Source organism: Bacteroidota bacterium, assembly GCA_018831055.1.
In the GTDB taxonomy this organism is placed as follows: Bacteria; Bacteroidota; Bacteroidia; order Bacteroidales; family B18-G4; genus M55B132.
On the sequence record JAHJRE010000186.1, the window covers coordinates 25226 to 41528 of the forward strand.

The 16303-nt window shown below is 42.6% G+C and carries 15 protein-coding genes; 11 read left to right on the forward strand and 4 right to left on the reverse strand.

The features are described from left to right. The first annotated feature begins 138 nt into the window (after positions 1 to 138). Positions 139 to 2409 (forward strand): inorganic phosphate transporter, encoded by a 2271-nt coding sequence (locus KKA81_12080; GenBank protein MBU2651666.1) that lies wholly within the window; start codon positions 139 to 141, stop codon positions 2407 to 2409. Between the two features lie 3 nt (positions 2410 to 2412). Here the strand turns inward: KKA81_12080 and prmC are convergent, their stop codons facing one another. Beyond that, positions 2413 to 3294, reverse strand: coding sequence for a peptide chain release factor N(5)-glutamine methyltransferase (prmC, locus tag KKA81_12085; protein ID MBU2651667.1), 882 nt, complete (start codon positions 3292 to 3294; stop codon positions 2413 to 2415). Positions 3295 to 3382: 88 nt separating this feature from the next. Between prmC and KKA81_12090 the strand changes: the two genes are divergently transcribed. The 10 genes from KKA81_12090 to KKA81_12135 all read left to right on the forward strand — a co-directional run bounded on the left by KKA81_12090 (position 3383) and on the right by KKA81_12135 (position 12019). Next, on the forward strand, positions 3383 to 4030 hold the full coding sequence (locus tag KKA81_12090) for a hypothetical protein (GenBank protein ID MBU2651668.1): 648 nt from the start codon (positions 3383 to 3385) through the stop codon (positions 4028 to 4030). Further along, entirely contained in the window at positions 4027 to 5280 is a 1254-nt protein-coding gene (locus KKA81_12095; protein MBU2651669.1) for a glycosyltransferase, read from the forward strand. The genes KKA81_12090 and KKA81_12095 overlap by 4 nt, the downstream gene beginning before the upstream one ends. Before the next feature lie 27 nt (positions 5281 to 5307). After that, the gene (locus tag KKA81_12100) at positions 5308 to 5910 is read left to right on the forward strand and encodes a YigZ family protein (protein ID MBU2651670.1); all 603 of its coding nucleotides are present in this window, start codon (positions 5308 to 5310) and stop codon (positions 5908 to 5910) included. A gap of 239 nt (positions 5911 to 6149) precedes the next feature. After that, complete coding sequence (gene dnaA, locus KKA81_12105; protein MBU2651671.1) at positions 6150 to 7586, forward strand: chromosomal replication initiator protein DnaA; 1437 nt, start codon at positions 6150 to 6152, stop codon at positions 7584 to 7586. A 92-nt stretch (positions 7587 to 7678) separates the two neighbouring features. Beyond that, complete coding sequence (locus KKA81_12110; protein MBU2651672.1) at positions 7679 to 8155, forward strand: low molecular weight phosphotyrosine protein phosphatase; 477 nt, start codon at positions 7679 to 7681, stop codon at positions 8153 to 8155. Continuing rightward, entirely contained in the window at positions 8152 to 9102 is a 951-nt protein-coding gene (locus KKA81_12115; GenBank protein ID MBU2651673.1) for a pyridoxal-phosphate dependent enzyme, read from the forward strand. The genes KKA81_12110 and KKA81_12115 overlap by 4 nt, the downstream gene beginning before the upstream one ends. Beyond that, complete coding sequence (locus tag KKA81_12120) at positions 9090 to 9830, forward strand: SAM-dependent methyltransferase (GenBank protein ID MBU2651674.1); 741 nt, start codon at positions 9090 to 9092, stop codon at positions 9828 to 9830. Before KKA81_12115 ends, KKA81_12120 begins: the two co-directional genes overlap by 13 nt. Before the next feature lie 66 nt (positions 9831 to 9896). Next, a complete protein-coding gene (locus KKA81_12125; GenBank protein ID MBU2651675.1) occupies positions 9897 to 10811 on the forward strand; it encodes an ATP-binding cassette domain-containing protein in 915 nt (304 codons plus the stop codon). Then, entirely contained in the window at positions 10789 to 11592 is an 804-nt protein-coding gene (locus KKA81_12130) for an ABC transporter permease (protein ID MBU2651676.1), read from the forward strand. Before KKA81_12125 ends, KKA81_12130 begins: the two co-directional genes overlap by 23 nt. A 64-nt stretch (positions 11593 to 11656) precedes the next feature. After that, positions 11657 to 12019, forward strand: coding sequence for a hypothetical protein (locus KKA81_12135; GenBank protein ID MBU2651677.1), 363 nt, complete (start codon positions 11657 to 11659; stop codon positions 12017 to 12019). 171 nt (positions 12020 to 12190) lie between these two features. Here KKA81_12135 and KKA81_12140 read toward each other — a convergent pair whose 3' ends face one another. From KKA81_12140 to fabG, 3 genes are read right to left on the reverse strand one after another with little or no spacing between them, the layout of a single operon-like run. Continuing rightward, a complete protein-coding gene (locus KKA81_12140) occupies positions 12191 to 13423 on the reverse strand; it encodes a M48 family metallopeptidase (protein MBU2651678.1) in 1233 nt (410 codons plus the stop codon). An 11-nt stretch (positions 13424 to 13434) separates the two neighbouring features. Then, positions 13435 to 15531: a hypothetical protein gene (locus tag KKA81_12145; protein ID MBU2651679.1), complete on the reverse strand. Its 2097-nt coding sequence runs from the start codon at positions 15529 to 15531 to the stop codon at positions 13435 to 13437. Positions 15532 to 15544: 13 nt separating this feature from the next. Next, the gene (gene fabG, locus KKA81_12150; protein MBU2651680.1) at positions 15545 to 16291 is read right to left on the reverse strand and encodes a 3-oxoacyl-[acyl-carrier-protein] reductase; all 747 of its coding nucleotides are present in this window, start codon (positions 16289 to 16291) and stop codon (positions 15545 to 15547) included. Positions 16292 to 16303: the final 12 nt, after the last annotated feature.

Genomic DNA, 16303 nt, shown 5'->3' on the forward strand with positions numbered 1-16303 from the left:
TTATGTACTGCAAATCAAACATGAATCCAATTATCAGAGAGCAGCAAAGTAATAAAAAATTTAACATTTTCTTAACATACGGAAACAAAGCCATAGAGTCGGAATACCTATTTTCGTTCCCTGCTAAATGACCTGTTAATGGAAATTTTTTATCTTATTGTAGTCATTGTTTTGTTCGGTCTGGCAATATCCGACTTAATAGTGGGAGTGAGCAACGATGCCGTAAATTTTCTAAACTCGGCCATAGGATCCAAAGCTGCCCCATTTAAAATCATCATGTTGATTGCGTCGGTAGGAGTTGTAGTGGGTGCAACATTTAGCAGCGGACTGATGGAGGTAGCGCGTAAAGGTATATTTCACCCGGATCAGTTCACTTTTGCCGAGATCATGGTAATTTTTCTGGCTGTAATGATCACGGATGTTCTCCTCCTCGATACCTTTAACACTTATGGTTTACCAACATCTACAACGGTTTCCATTGTATTCGAGCTATTAGGTGCTGCCGTAGCTGTGTCTATCATTAAGATCATCACCATTGATGGAGTTCCGGAAAATCTGGGTAACTATATAAATTCAGCAAAGGCCCTGGCCATTATTTCAGGGATTTTAGTATCCATTGCAATTGCCTTCAGCGTTGGAGCGATCGTGCAGTATTTTGCACGAATGTTATTTACCTTTAAATACCAAACCAACCTGAAATATTTTGGATCAATATGGGGAGGACTTGCCACAACAGCCATTACCTATTTTATACTGATCAAAGGAGCAAAGGGGTCTTCGTTCATCAGTGAAGCGTCACTGCAGGTCATTGAAGAAAACACAGGATATATCATATTGTTGAGTTTTGTAGGCTGGACTTTCATTTTCCAGTTGATCTCATGGTTTACCAGGATTAATATCCTTAAAATCATTGTAATGATTGGCACTTTCGCGCTAGCGATGGCATTTGCCGGTAACGACCTGGTAAATTTCATCGGGGTGCCCCTGGCGGGATATGAATCCTTCAGAGCATTCCTCGCCAGCCCTGAAATCAACCCCAACAGCCTTAACATGGTTGCACTTACCAAATCCATACAAACACCAACATACATGCTGCTCCTGGCAGGACTAGTGATGGTTTTTACCTTATGGACCTCAAAAAAGGCACGATCGGTCACTGCCACTGAAGTTAACCTGGGCAGGCAGGGTGAAGGATCCGAAAGATTTGATTCTACCTTGCTTTCCAGAACGATAGTCAGACAAGTCAGAAAACTGAACGAGACAATATCAGCCATTATTCCGGAAAACCTCAAGCAAAAAATAGACAAACGTTTTGAGCAACCCAAAAAGACAAGCAAGAAAAAAACAGGAGAAACAAAAGGAAATTTCGACCTTATCAGGGCATCGGTAAATCTCGTGGTTGCCAGTATTCTGATCGCATTCGGAACATCATTAAAACTGCCACTCTCCACGACATATGTCACTTTCATGGTAGCGATGGGTACTTCTCTGTCAGACCGCGCCTGGGGAAGAGAAAGCGCCGTTTACAGAATTACGGGCGTGCTTTCGGTTGTAGGAGGGTGGTTTCTAACAGCTTTTTCTGCTTTCGTCGTTTCATTCCTGATTGCATTGGCCATTTTCTATGGCGGTATCATCACCATCCTGATTTTCATTGTGATAGCCATTTTCTTCATCATAAAAACTCATGCCATACATAAAAAGCGCGAAAAGAACAATAACGATATGGAAATGTTTGCAGATACGGCTAAAGAGATCAATGAGGCTAACGTCGTTTCTGAAAGCGCAAGCACAATTACGAATATCCTTAGAACTGTTCCTGAAATGCTGAAAAACACCTTTACGGGTTTAGCATCAGAAGATCTAAGGGGACTGAAAAAGAACTTCAGGGATGCATCGGAAATCATCAAAAAGACTAAGTATCTCAAGGACAGCATTCACAAAACCATTGCCAGGATTGAAGAAGATATTGATGATACCGGTCCGTTCTATGTCCAGGTTGTTGATTACCTGAAAGAAATATCCAACTGCATCTATCATATATCCAGGGAATCATACAAGCATGTGGATAATAACCACAAAGGATTGCTGAAAATTCAGGTTGACGAGACCCAGAAACTGATGGAGCAAATCCAGAAGTATTTTGATCTGATCATCCTCCGGATTGAAAAGAACAGCTTTGAAAAAATGGCATCGATAGGTCAACTTCAGGATGAAATCCTGGATAACCTGGAGACGTACCGAAAAAATCAGATAAAAAGGATTAAAACGCAGGAAGCCGGAACCAAGAACAGCTTGCTCTACATGAACATCCTGGCCGAAATCAAATACATGATGCTATATTTAAATCAGTTGGTAAAATCGATGCAGGAATTCATTCAGGATCACGATAATGATAACCAGGAGAAGTAAAAATTAGCTTTTGCGTATTCTTGCCATTCTATCCTTCCCATGAATATCTTTACGAATTTCCTCAAGGATAAGACCTTGCTTCTGAGTTAATTCAATCATTTCAGAAACCATGGCTTCATTGAATTCCAGGTAAATCTTCCCCTGAGGTGCAAGATGAAAACCGGCAAAATTCAGGATATGTCTGTAAAAAACAAGGGGATCATCATCGGGAACAAACAATGCTTCGTGCGGTTCAAAGTCCAGCACATTTCTTTTCATATGCTGTTTTTCGCTCCTTCTCACGTATGGAGGATTGCTCACTATGATATCAAATAAACCACAATCCTTCCAGGAAGAGGGTTTCAGGATGTCGGCATGAAGAAAAACTACATCCACATCATTAGCATATGCATTTTTTCTGGCAGTATCAAGAGCATTAAGAGAAACATCCAGGGCATACACTTTCATATGATTTGATCGACCGGATAAAGTAATGGCAATACAGCCCGAACCGGTTCCAATATCTATGACACTTAATTCTTTTTTAACATCAGAATAACTCTCAACTATCCATTCCACCATTTCACCAGTTTCAGGCCTTGGGATCAGTACACCCTCGGAAACCATGAATGATCTCCCACAAAACATGGTTTTACCAATTATATACTGAACGGGGCGGGCGTTAATAAGGTCATTCAAGGCCCGTTCAAACAATCCGGATACAGGAGGCCGCAAATCCTGATCCAGGGAAAGGATCATCAAGGCCCTGGATAAACCAAGGTACTCTTCAACAAGCAAATTGAAGATGTTATTGATCTCCTCCGTTTCATAAAGTGATACCAGGGAACGGCGATAATGTTCTCTCATTTGACGAAGACTGACCGAGGAAACATGCATGGATTTCATCCTAAAAGTTGTATATTTGGAATTCAAGAGTGTACAAAGGTAATCATGAAAAATAAGTCATGAATACCAGCATGAAAAATAGAATATCATGAAGGGAGACATCCTGATTATAAAAGAGCATCATGAAAATGCCGCGCATGAAGTCGCCAACATTGCTTTGCCATTGATCAGGAAGGCAAAGGAGGCATACATTATAACTATTGCTGGGGAATCCGGGGCCGGGAAGTCGGAAATTGCGGAAGCACTGAAAATCATACTGGAGAAAGATGGCATACATACATACATATTTCAGCAGGACGATTTTTTTATTTTCCCACCATTGACCAATGCCAAAAAGCGTAGAGAGGATTTAAGCTGGGTCGGCATGCAGGAGGTTAAACTGGAATTGCTCGATCAGATCCTTGAAGCCTTAAAGAACGGCATAACAGAAATTGAAAAACCACTGGTAGTTTTCGGGGAAGACAGGATAACGGAAGAAACACTGGATATGACCGGAATAAAAGTTATCCTTGCCGAAGGCACCTATACAACAGTCCTGAAAAATGCTGACTTTCATATTTTTATCGATAGGGATATGAATGACACCCGCGCATCAAGGATAGAAAGGGGAAGGGAAGTTCAGGATGAGTTCCTGGAAAAAGTATTAAGAATAGAGCATGAGATTATTTCCCGACACAAGGAAAAAGCAAACATCATCATCCGGAAAGACTTTTCGGTTCAAAATCAATCAGGATGAAGAAAGAGATACAATCCATAGCCATGCTCAGCACGCACGGCTATTTCGATCCGGTACCCAAGCTGGGCAGGGTTGACACCGGCGGACAGGTTGTTTATGTATTACAGCTCGCCAAAGCAATTGCGGCAAGCGGAATTAAAGTGGACATTTTTACCCGTTGGTTTGATCAAGGTCAGCAACAGATCGATCCTGTTCCAGGTCATCCCGGAGTCAGGGTGATACGAATCCCTGCAGGGCCCTGGAAATTCCTGACAAAAGAAGTAATTTACGATGTACTTCCTGAGCTGGCAACAAATATGATCGCCTTCATAAATCATAACAAAGAATACGATTTATACCATGGCCATTATGTGGATGCCGGTGTGGTTACGCTGGATGTGGCATCTGCACTAAAGAAACCTGCATTCTTTACAGCCCATTCGCTGGGTGCCTGGAAAAGAGAACAAATGGGTGGCGATCCGGAAAAAATGGAAATGAAGTTTAACTTTAATTACCGTATTGCTCAGGAACAAAGAATTTTCGATGAGGTACGAGGCCAGACCGTAACTTCCATACTTCAAAAGGAAAAGCTCTTCGAACTTTATAATATTCATCGGGAGAACATCGAAGTTATTCCTCCGGGAGTAGACCTAAAGCGTTTTCATCCGGCAAATGATACAGACAGGAAGTTGTTTGCACAGATTCCCGACAATTATATATTTTGCCTTAGCAGGATCGACACCAATAAGGGGCATGATTTGCTGCTGAATGCATTCGACCTTATCCGAAAAAAATTCCCCGGCTTATTACTTGTCATCGGTGGCGGATCTCCCGAGCCCAACGACAGGGAATTGGAAGTTTTCGAAACCATGGATACCATCATACGCGAAAAGGGAATGGAAAAACAGGTCATGCTCATCGGCTATGTTCCGGATGAATTATTGGTGGCATATTACCAGAAATGCCGTTTTTTTGTGTTGCCATCCATCTTCGAACCGTTTGGCATGACTTCCCAGGAGGCCATGGCATGTGCCAAGACTGTGGTTGCAAGCAAATACGGAGGTATTCGCAATGTTATCCGGCACAGAGAAAATGGTATGCTAATTGATCCCAGGGACGCGAACGAATTTGCGGACGTGATGACAGAACTTATCAGAAATGAACAATTAGCCATGGATATGGGCCAAACCGCCAACCTTATGATCCAGGAAGAATTCGGATGGGAAGCCATCGGAGGAAGATTCCTTGATTTTTATCGAAAATGCTGTTAACCCAAACCAGGAAAAGTAATTGCAACTATGCAGGAAATCCGGGATGAATACTTGACAGTGGCTGATAAATCAGAAGGCCTGTATAAAGAAAAGGGAAGTAAGTTCATTGCTTTGTGTTTTCCGGTAAGTAACGAAGAAGAAATTCACAGTATCCTGGATAAACTCCGCAAAGAATACCATGACGCCAGACATCATTGTTATGCTTACCGGCTGGGAGTCAACGACGACAGGTACCGGATGAACGATGACGGCGAACCGGGAGGATCAGCGGGCAGACCAATTTTCGGTCAAATCCTCTCCAACGATCTAACGGATGTTCTTATCGTGGTGATACGATATTTCGGAGGAATAAAGCTCGGAATGGGAGGTTTAGCAGCAGCCTACAAAGCTGCATCCAAAGAATCTATAGAGAATGCCAATATAATAAAAAAAATAATCACAAAAAAAATCACAATTTGCTTTGAATACCCTCTAATGAACGAAGTGATGAGAACCATAAAAGAACACGGTTTACGTATTGTTAATCAAGCATTTACTACTGATTGCCGGGTAACACTGGAAGCCAGGGTAAAGCAATACAACTTACTCGTTTCAATTTTCGGGAAGATTCATGGTGTCAAGATAGAATAAGTCAAAATATGTAAATGGATTATAAATATCTTTTGTAGAACGCAATAAGTGATTTTGGAATTTTCTGTATATACAATTTTTTTTTCACTAAGTCAAGCATTGATTTTCTTTTTTTTTAACTTTTTTGTAATGATTTTTGTTCGCTAAACATACTACTCCAGTCCAGGAAACTTCGTACGTTATACAGTACAACACCCTTAATAACGAGCTGATTATTAATATTTTGATTGAAATTGCATATGAAAAATAATGCAGTTGAGGTTTGGGAAAACTGCCTAAAAATTATTAAGGATAACATTCATTATCAAAGTTTTAAGACTTGGTTTACGCCCATTAAACCCTTAAAACTGGAGGATTCTGTATTGACGATACAGGTACCGAGCCAGTTTTTCTATGAGTGGCTGGAAGAGCACTACATCAATTTGTTAAAGAAAACCATCAAGAAAGAACTGGGTCCGGAGGGACGCTTGGAGTACAGCATCATCATGGACAACTCCCTCGACCGCAATAACCCTTATTCTATTAAAGTACCCACATCCAACAAAAAGGCCATCAACAATCCTTCGGTACAGATGCCTATTGACATCAACCGGGGCTCATCCCATGATATACCCAATCCTTTTGTGATTCCTGGCTTAAAAAAGATCAAGGTTAATTCACAGCTTGTTGACACCTATTCATTTGAAAATTTCATCGAAGGTGACTGCAATCGCCTGGCGCGTTCAGCAGGCTTTGCCGTTGCGGAAAATCCGGGACGTACATCTTTCAATCCCCTGCTGATATACAGCGATGTCGGCCTCGGGAAGACCCACCTTGCCCATGCCATAGGGGTGCAGTCGAAAAATAATTATCCCGATAAAACAGTTCTGTACGTTACCACCGAGCAATTTATTGCACAGTACATCGACTCGGTGCGTAACAACAACCAGAATGACTTCGTACATTTTTACCAAATGATCGATGTGCTGATTGTTGATGACATCCAGTTTTTATCGGGCAAGGAAAAAACCCAGGATGTTTTTTTCCATATTTTCAACCAACTGCATCAGAACAACAAGCAACTGGTACTAACCTCTGATAAACCTCCTGTCGAACTCAAAGGCATGGAACCAAGGTTGCTTTCGCGTTTTAAATGGGGTCTTGCTGCCGATCTGCAACCTCCCGACCTGGAAACCCGGATAGCTATACTTCAGAAAAGACTTTATAACGACGGCATTGAAATGCCACAGGATGTTATTGAATACATCGCCTACAATGTCAATACCAATGTAAGGGAACTTGAAGGAGCGTTGATATCCATTCTTGCTCAGGCATCACTGAACAAAAAAGCCATTACCCTGGAACTGGCCCGAAAAATGATCGATAAATTCGTTAAAAGCACTGCCAGGGAAATTTCCATCGACTTCATCCAGAAAATCATTTGCGACTATTTCAATATTTCCATTGATTCCATCAATTCCAAAACACGCAAACGGGAAATAGTACAGGCCAGGCAACTTGCCATGTATTTTTCCAAAAAGCATACTAAAGCCTCCCTGGCTACTATCGGACTGCATTGCGGCAATAAAGACCACGCCACTGTACTACACGCATGCCGTACTGTGAACAACCTCGTGGAAACCGACAAACAGTTCCGGATTTATGTGGAGGAAATCGACAAGAAAATTAAAATGTAGCGTTGTTCCATTCATTTATTTATTTTTGCATACATATGTGTTTAACGGGATTCAGTGCCGGATTTTTAAGGCGTTGATTTAAGAAATGAAGTATGAAGATATTGATGGTTTGCCTGGGTAATATTTGCAGATCCCCAATGGCTGAAGGCATTTTACGGCATAAACTAAAATTGAACAGGATTTCTGCGGAGGTGGATTCTGCAGGTTTTGAACCATTTCACGAAGGAGACCCACCCGATCGCAGAGCTATAGCCACACTCAGAAAGAAAGCTATCGAAATTTCACACTTACGCGCCAGGCTTTTTCAGCATGCGGATTTCGATAAGTTCGACAGGATATTTGTGATGGACCGTATCAACCACGCCGATGTTTTATCGATGGCCAGGGATCAGAAGGATAGGGAAAAAGTCGATTTTATCCTGAACAAATCCTTCCCGGGAGAGAACAGGGAAGTGCCTGATCCCTATTATGGACATAATAATGGATTCGAACATGTTTTCGAACTTCTGGACAATGCCTGCGACATTATTATCCAGGAAGTAAAAAACGATTTAGATAAAAACAAGTGAGTCTTCCCGACCTTCGTTTAATCCAGGAGGCTTCGCGCCGGATCAAGCCTTTTATTCACAGAACACCACTGCTGAGCAGCACAAGTATCAGGGAAATCACCGGGTGTGAGCTTTATTTCAAATGTGAGAATCTGCAGAAAGCAGGAGCATTCAAATCACGGGGAGCCTGCAATGCCGTATTTTCTTTGAATGAAGGCGCCATCGACAAAGGAGTATGCACCCATTCTTCAGGAAATCATGCCCAGGCTTTGGCCAGGGCGGCAGGCCTTCGAAAAATGCCGGCCTATATAGTCATGCCGGAAACAGCACCCAGGGTAAAAATAAATGCCGTAAAAGGGTATGGTGGTATTATCACGTTTTGTAAACCAACTTTAGCTGCCAGAGAATCGACACTGATGGAAGTGGCAGCAAAGACCGGTGCTACTGAAATTCACCCTTACAATGACTACAGGGTGATCACAGGTCAGGCAACCTGTTGTCTGGAGATATTGGAAGACATACCTGCGCCCGATATTATCATTACCCCGGTTGGGGGCGGTGGTCTGCTCAGCGGGACAGCACTCACAGCCGCTTATGTATCCTCTCAAACTAAAATATTTGCTGCTGAACCCAAGGGTGCCGACGACGCTTACCGCTCCTTTTACAGCAAGACCTTCTTTCCTTCTGAAAACCCCAGAACCATTGCCGATGGATTACTCACATCACTCGGAAGCCTCACATTCCCGATCATTTTGGAACATGTCGACCACATCCTGACGGTAGAGGAAAATACCATCATCCAAGCCATGCGGCTAATATGGGAGAGAATGAAAATCATTATTGAACCCTCTGCCGCCGTTACTCTGGGTACGGTACTCGAAAACCCGGAGCTATTTGCCGGCAAAAGGACAGTTATCATCCTTTCGGGTGGAAATACAGACCTTGATCATATACCATGGTACTCCTGAAAACAAAATCTTCCGGCATTCTTTACCTGATACCGAATGTTATTGCTAATGAAGATTCGAACCAGGTAAACACCGGGATAATCCTGCCGGTATTGCAAAAGATCAGTGTGCTTTTCGCGGAAGACCTCCGCAATGCCAGACGATTTATCCGCAGCCTGGACCCCGGTTTTAATCTCGAACGGCTGGTCATGCATTCCATTGGGAAGCACGCAGATATGATTGAAATATCCGGAGTATTGTCATCCCTTCCTGAAGGATCAGAATGCGGATTGATCTCCGAGGCCGGAATGCCCTGTATCGCAGATCCCGGAAATATTATTGTCATGGAAGCTCACAGGATAGGCATGCGGGTGATTCCTATCCAGGGCCCCAACTCCATCATCCTGGCTCTGGCTGCCAGCGGGTTTTCCGGTCAGAAATTTGCGTTTCACGGGTATTTGCCGGTCAACCGTAACGAACGCATCCAAAGCATACGTGAAATAGAAAGCAATGCATACAAACTGCATCAAACACAAATTTTCATGGAAACACCTTTCAGAAACAATACTCTACTGGATGATATCCTGAAAACATGCCGTAATGAAACAATTCTATGCATAGCCGCCAACATCACAGCAAGCAATGAATATATTCAAACGGCTCCGGTCAGGGAATGGAAAAACAAACGTCCCGATCTGCACAAACAACCGGCTATTTTCCTGATATATAAAAATGATGATTTTTTTTAACCACAATTGTAATAAAACCTATTCTTTCAGCGTCTAAAGTATAATTTACATCTAATACCACCCACTTTGACAGAAACCATACTTTCGATCGAAAACCTGTCGAAAAGTTACGGCAGGATAAGAGCAGTCGACAAACTGAATCTTGAGGTCAACCGGGGCAATATTTTCGGAATTCTTGGGCCTAACGGGAGCGGTAAGACAACAACATTGGGTATTATCCTTTCGGTGCTGAACCCCAACAGCGGCCGTTTCACCTGGTTTGGAAAACCTAATAGCAAGTACGACCGGTTCCAGATCGGAGCCATCCTGGAATCGCCTGTTTTTTACCCATACCTCTCCGCGGTTCAAAATTTAAAGATTTATGCTGATATCCGGAATGTTTCTTATGATGAAATAGACCGCGTGCTGGAGATAGTGGAATTATCGCAAAGAAAAAACAGCCGGTTCCACACGTATTCGCTGGGAATGAAACAAAGGCTTGCTATTGCTGCCGCCCTGCTGGGAAATCCCAGGGTACTGATCCTGGATGAACCCACCAACGGACTTGATCCGCAGGGTATCGCCGAGATCAGAAACCTGATCCTTCGTATTGCGAACCAAGGGATTACTATAATTCTGGCAAGCCACCTCCTGGATGAAGTGCAAAAGATCTGCACCCACGTTGCGGTACTAGACAAAGGCAAAAATATTTTTACCGGAAAAGTTGAGGATGTGATGAACGCATCTTCCCAGGTTGAGATCCGAAGTTCGGATATGGAACAGTTGGGGAATATCCTTGCAGATATCAATGAAATAAGCACTTTTCAGCGCGAAGGCATCAGCTATATTGTACGCATGAAAGATGGATTCGACAGTGGGGCTTTGAACCTTGTACTTTTTCAGAAAGGATTAACCCTTACCCACCTGGCACAGCAAAAGAAATCTCTTGAAAACCATTTCCTTGAACTCCTTAAGAACAATGATAAAACTGATAAAAATTGAGCTGAAAAAAGCGTTTCCAAGCAGGACATTTTGGATACTTGCAGGATTGTACCTTCTGGTTGTTGGGACTGTATTGCTCGGAGTTCAGAGTTTTCTTGATAATGTTCTCTCTAAAGCCGGAAGTAAAAGCCCTATTCCCATTCCGGAAATAGGAGTCTACGAATTCCCGGTCATTTGGCATAATCTTACCTTTCTGGCAGGTTTTTTCAAGATCGTATTGGGAGTAATTGTGATCATCATGATTACCAATGAGTTTTCTTACAAAACCATACGACAAAACATTATAGCAGGATTCAGCCGGTTGGATTTTCTGAAATCCAAGGTAGGTCTTATTCTGGTTTTATCACTGTATGCAGCCCTGGTGGTTTTCCTGACAGGTACTATACTGGGGTTCATATACACCCAGGAACTTACGATCAGCTCGTTTTTCAATAAATCCGTTTTCATTGCTGCTTTTGCGCTGGAAGTTTTCAGCTATTTATGTTTTGCGTTTATGATCGGTTTCCTGGTAAAAAGATCCGGTATTGCCATCGGATTGCTTTTGTTATATAGCTTTGTGATTGAGCCCATTATCAATTACAAACTCCCGACGGAAGTGGCCGATTTCATGCCCCTGCGCTCCATCAACAATCTTATCGACATACCGAATACAGCCCTCATGAGGCTTTTTGGCGTAGAATTTCAGGATTATATTTCCGTTTATGATGTGTTACTGGTTATTGCTTATACCATTATTTTCCTGGGAATAACTTATTATGTGCTCAGAAGAAGAGACCTCTGATTATATTCCTAAATTTGCACATGACCGGATCCCGGTCGAAAATTAGCACTTAAACCTTTACATTATGAAAACAAAAAAACGGATCACCCTGCCGGCAATATTTATGCTAACAGCCTTAGCCTTAATCCTTATGTCCTTCCAGGAACCAGAAGGAAAAAAAGGTTATGCCACTATGAATATCTATGAAAATTTCTCGATTGTGAATTCCATGATCGTAATTACTTATCCGAACGATTCCAGTGAGGTAATCGATCTCGGGCCATTCAAGTACAATGCAGAATATTTAAAGGAAAACGGAATAACCATTACCCGAACGCTCAACATGATGTATGACAATGGTTACAGAATTGTCAGCACAACTGCCAGCGGCAAGATCAACTCAAATAAGGCAATGAGGATAACAACGATCATATGGGAGAAGGAATAAACGAAGGCAGCAGGCTACAAGTTACAGGTTGCATGAAGTGAACTCATCCTCAATCCTCTTACTCTCTGCCACTTGTCGCTTGTAACTTGTAGCTTGTAGCTTGTAACCTGTAACTTGTAACTTGTAACCTGTAACTTGCTACCTGCATCCTGTTTCCCAATCCCATTATGTTTAAGCTTCCCGTAGCGCCTTAAGCCTCTTCAGCAAGGGAGGATGGGAATAATAAAAGAAAACATAAGCCGGATGGGGTCTAAGATTGCTCAGGTTGTCGACGCTGAGTTTTTTCAGTGCCAGAGCCAGTGAGTCAGCGTTGTAAGTCACAGCAGCATAATTATCAGCCTGATATTCATGCTTCCTGGAAATAACATTTGACACCAGGCCAATGATAAGGGAAAGAGGACTGTATAACAATCCGAAAACAAGCAAGGACATGTGAAAACCAGGATGTTCAGAGCCAAGCGCCTGAGAGAGTTCAGGATGTTTCAGGAAGAGGGATAAAATAAAAAGCATAAATCCTGTTTGCAATACCGACATCACTATTCCCTTGAGGGTGTGTTTCTTTTTATAATGGCCAACCTCATGAGCCAGAACAGCCACCAGTTCTTCTTTCGTATGTTTTTCAATAAGAGTATCATACAATACGATCCGCTTTTTAGGACCCAACCCGGTGAAATAAGCATTCCCTTTACTTGAACGGCGTGATCCATCAATGACATAAATATTTTTCAAGCGGAAACTGACAGAGGATGCATATCTTTCGATAGCATTTCGCAAATCTCCCTGTTCGAGGGGAGTCTGGCGATTAAACCAGGGAACAATAAAATTCGAATAAAACATAGCCATGAAGATCATAAAACCACTGATGACGGCCCAGGCGATAAGCCAGAACCATGGCCCACTGATCATGTAAATCCAGACGATCAAAGCCAGTAATCCGCCCCCAATAATTCCTCCAAGCATCCATCCCTTTAGTTTATCCAGGATAAACGTTTTAGGCGTAGTCTTATTAAACCCGAAACGCTCCTCTATTACAAAGGTGCTGTATGCTGAAAATGGAATGGAAACCACATCAGCGGCCAAACCCAGAATCCCAAAGAAAAGAAGAGCCATTACTACCGGATTAACAGTCACCTGCCTCACCAGTGAATCCACCCAGGCAAAACCACCTCCCGCAATTAAAAGAAGCATAAGGACAAGAGAAACACTATCCGTAATGAGAGAAAACCTCTGTTTTACTCTAAGATAGCGTTGAGATTTCCGGTAGTTATCCGGGTCGTAAATCCCGGCCAGTTCTTCCGGAAGATTATCAGACCAGCAGGTAGAGTTCAGATAGTCGAGAATTCTTTCCAGAATGAATTCCAGTAGTATAAAACCAAGGATGATATAAAATAAAAGTTGGACCATAAGAAAAGTGGTTAATAACTCCCTCCCCATTTCCTGCCAAGCCATTCAAGGGAAAGGATGAAAAGTAAAAGAAAGAAAATCCAGGGAAGGCTGATCATATCAGTATACTTTTCACGGGTATAAATCAAAGGTTTGATATCAGAACGTTGCTCAACAGAATCTTTAAGTGATAATAACTGTTCAGGAAGCACCATACTACCGCCGGATGCCTTGGATATCCTGAAAAGCAGGTTGTGGTTGGCGGTCTGGGAGATACTTTCAAGGCTGACATCCAAAACAGGAAACTCCCCGGTTTCTTCCAAAATCTCATTTCCAATATAGGCTTTGGCATGATACCTGTATATTCCGGGTTGAAGATGCCCTGCGTCTAAAATGTATGTCTCATCAAGGCTATTGAAAGTAAAATCATAAACTTGTCCGGATTCGTTTATTATTTTAATGGTGATTTCCTTTCCTGAAAGGAAGTTAAAATTCTCATCATACAATTCAGCATGCAAAACAACATCCTGGTTTTCAAAATACTGCCTGGCCACTTCCACACGGAACCTTTTACGATCTTCATCAAGAGACAGGTAACGTATGAAATGTGAAATCAGGGTGTTAAATCTTTCGTGATTCCCATTCGAAGAATAATCGCTCAGCCTCCAGCGCCACAAGCCTTCGCCTGCTATTATTCCGGTTTTGGTGTCTGCATTCCGGCCCATTATCGCTAACGGTCGTTGTGTTTCGGCAGAATAAATTTTCTGGTAAAGCATTACCTGCATTGAGGGGGCGAAACGATAATCACCGCTTCGACAAAGCAAAGGAGGCATGGAAGGGAACATCTGTCTGATGTCATCAGGGATCTGGAAAAGGGAAAAATCGGGATTAAGCCATGCTTGTGCTTCATCCTTTGCATCGGAATAATTATCTACCAAAACCCCGGAACCCGATCCATTAAAAATATTTATATCACTAAGAGAGCCAAGAATATACAAAACCGGCACATCTCCATCCCTGATTTCTTCCATGACGCGTAAGGAGGCCGTGCTGGAAGATGGCAGCTGGTGCAAAATTACGAGCTGATACTCCCCGATACTTCCTGTAAAATCATTGATCAGAAAATCCTCAGCTTCATAAAAATAGGTACTTCGAATGGCCTCTTTGAGGGCAGAAACATCAGGATGGGCTGCCTGATAAAGAATAAGAATTTTCTGTTTGGCATCCAGGACATCAATAAAAAACCTGCTTTCATTATTAGCAATAATGTTTTCGCCCTCCAGGATCCGAACCCTCGCGGTATAGGAATTTATGCCGGGTTCACTTGCCGTCAATGATGCGCGGATAATGCGGGAAAACCTGTCACTGTTAATATTGACAGGTTCGGAATATACAACACGGGCATTCTTTATGATCTCAAGCATACTTTGTTTGCCCTGACAACCAAATGCCTGTAAAACTACCTCCACGGGAAATTCGTTCCCCATGTATGCAATTTTATTGTAGTTAACAGTTCGCACCAGCAAATCCATCTGCCGGGTTGTATCACCAAGGGCAACAGTAAAAACCGGATAGTTCCCCCACTCCAGAGTGTAAAAGGGATTTTGCCCCCTGTTATAAATCCCGTCACTGGCAAGGATCACAGCTCCAAGGTTAAGATTCTCATATCTTGCATCTACATCCTCCAATGCACTGGCAATATCCGTTGATTTGTCAGTAAAAACCATATTCAACAGATCACTTTCCTGTTCTCTGATTTTTTCACCGAAAGCATAAACATCAACCTGGTAGTTTTCCGATAATTCTGCCAGTAGTTTCCGGCTATCTGAAAGGTAAGCGGACCATAGAAGAGAGTCCTGCGGGACAAATACGGAAGACGACTCATCCTGTAAAAAAACGATTACAGGTTTATCAACCCATTCAGTTACAGATCTGACCAATGGAGAAAGCAAAAGAAACGCCAGAAGGGTCACCCCCACTCCCCTCAAAACCGCAAGCACCCTTTTCAGATTCACATTAAGCTCATCCGATTTATTCCTGTAATACAAGATAAGAGCATAAACGGTTCCGGTGACCATGCAAAGCAAAACAAACCAGAACGGATAGGATGTAATTATGTCGAATTTCAATGCAGAAAATAATTTAACGGTTCATTCCTCCGCAAACGCTGACAACCTGTCCGGTAACATAGGATGAAAGGTCGCTTGCAAGGAATAATGCAGTATTCGCAACATCATCCGGAGTGCCTCCACGTTGCAGCGGAATTTCACTGATCCATTTTACTCTTACATCTTCAGGAAGCTTGTGGGTCATTTCTGTTTCGATGAATCCGGGTGCGATAGCGTTACAACGTATATTCCTGGATCCCAATTCATGAGCAATTGATTTTGTAAATCCAATAATACCGGCTTTACTGGCCGAATAGTTTGATTGCCCTGCATTTCCATTCACGCCCACCACAGAACTCATATTAATGATAGAGCCGGAACGTTGTTTGATCATAGCCCTCTGAACGGCCTTGGTAAGATTGAAAACGGATTTCAGGTTTACCTTCATGATCAGATCCCAGTCGTTTTCAGTCATTCTCATTAACAGGTTGTCGCGGGTAATGCCGGCATTGTTTACCAGGATATCGATTTTACCAAAATCCTGTAACACCTGTTGAACCAACTCCTCGCTCTTCTCAAAGGATCCGGCGTCGGAGGCATAGCCTTTGGCTTTAATGCCCATGGATAGCAATTCGCCTTCGAGTGCTTTCACATTTTCATCCACAGAAAGGTCGGAGAAAGCAATATCAGCTCCTTCTGTTGCGAAGGCCAGGGCAATGGATTTCCCGATGCCTCTGGCGGCTCCGGTAATCAAAGCAGTTTTTCCTTGTAATAGTCCCATAATGATCCGATT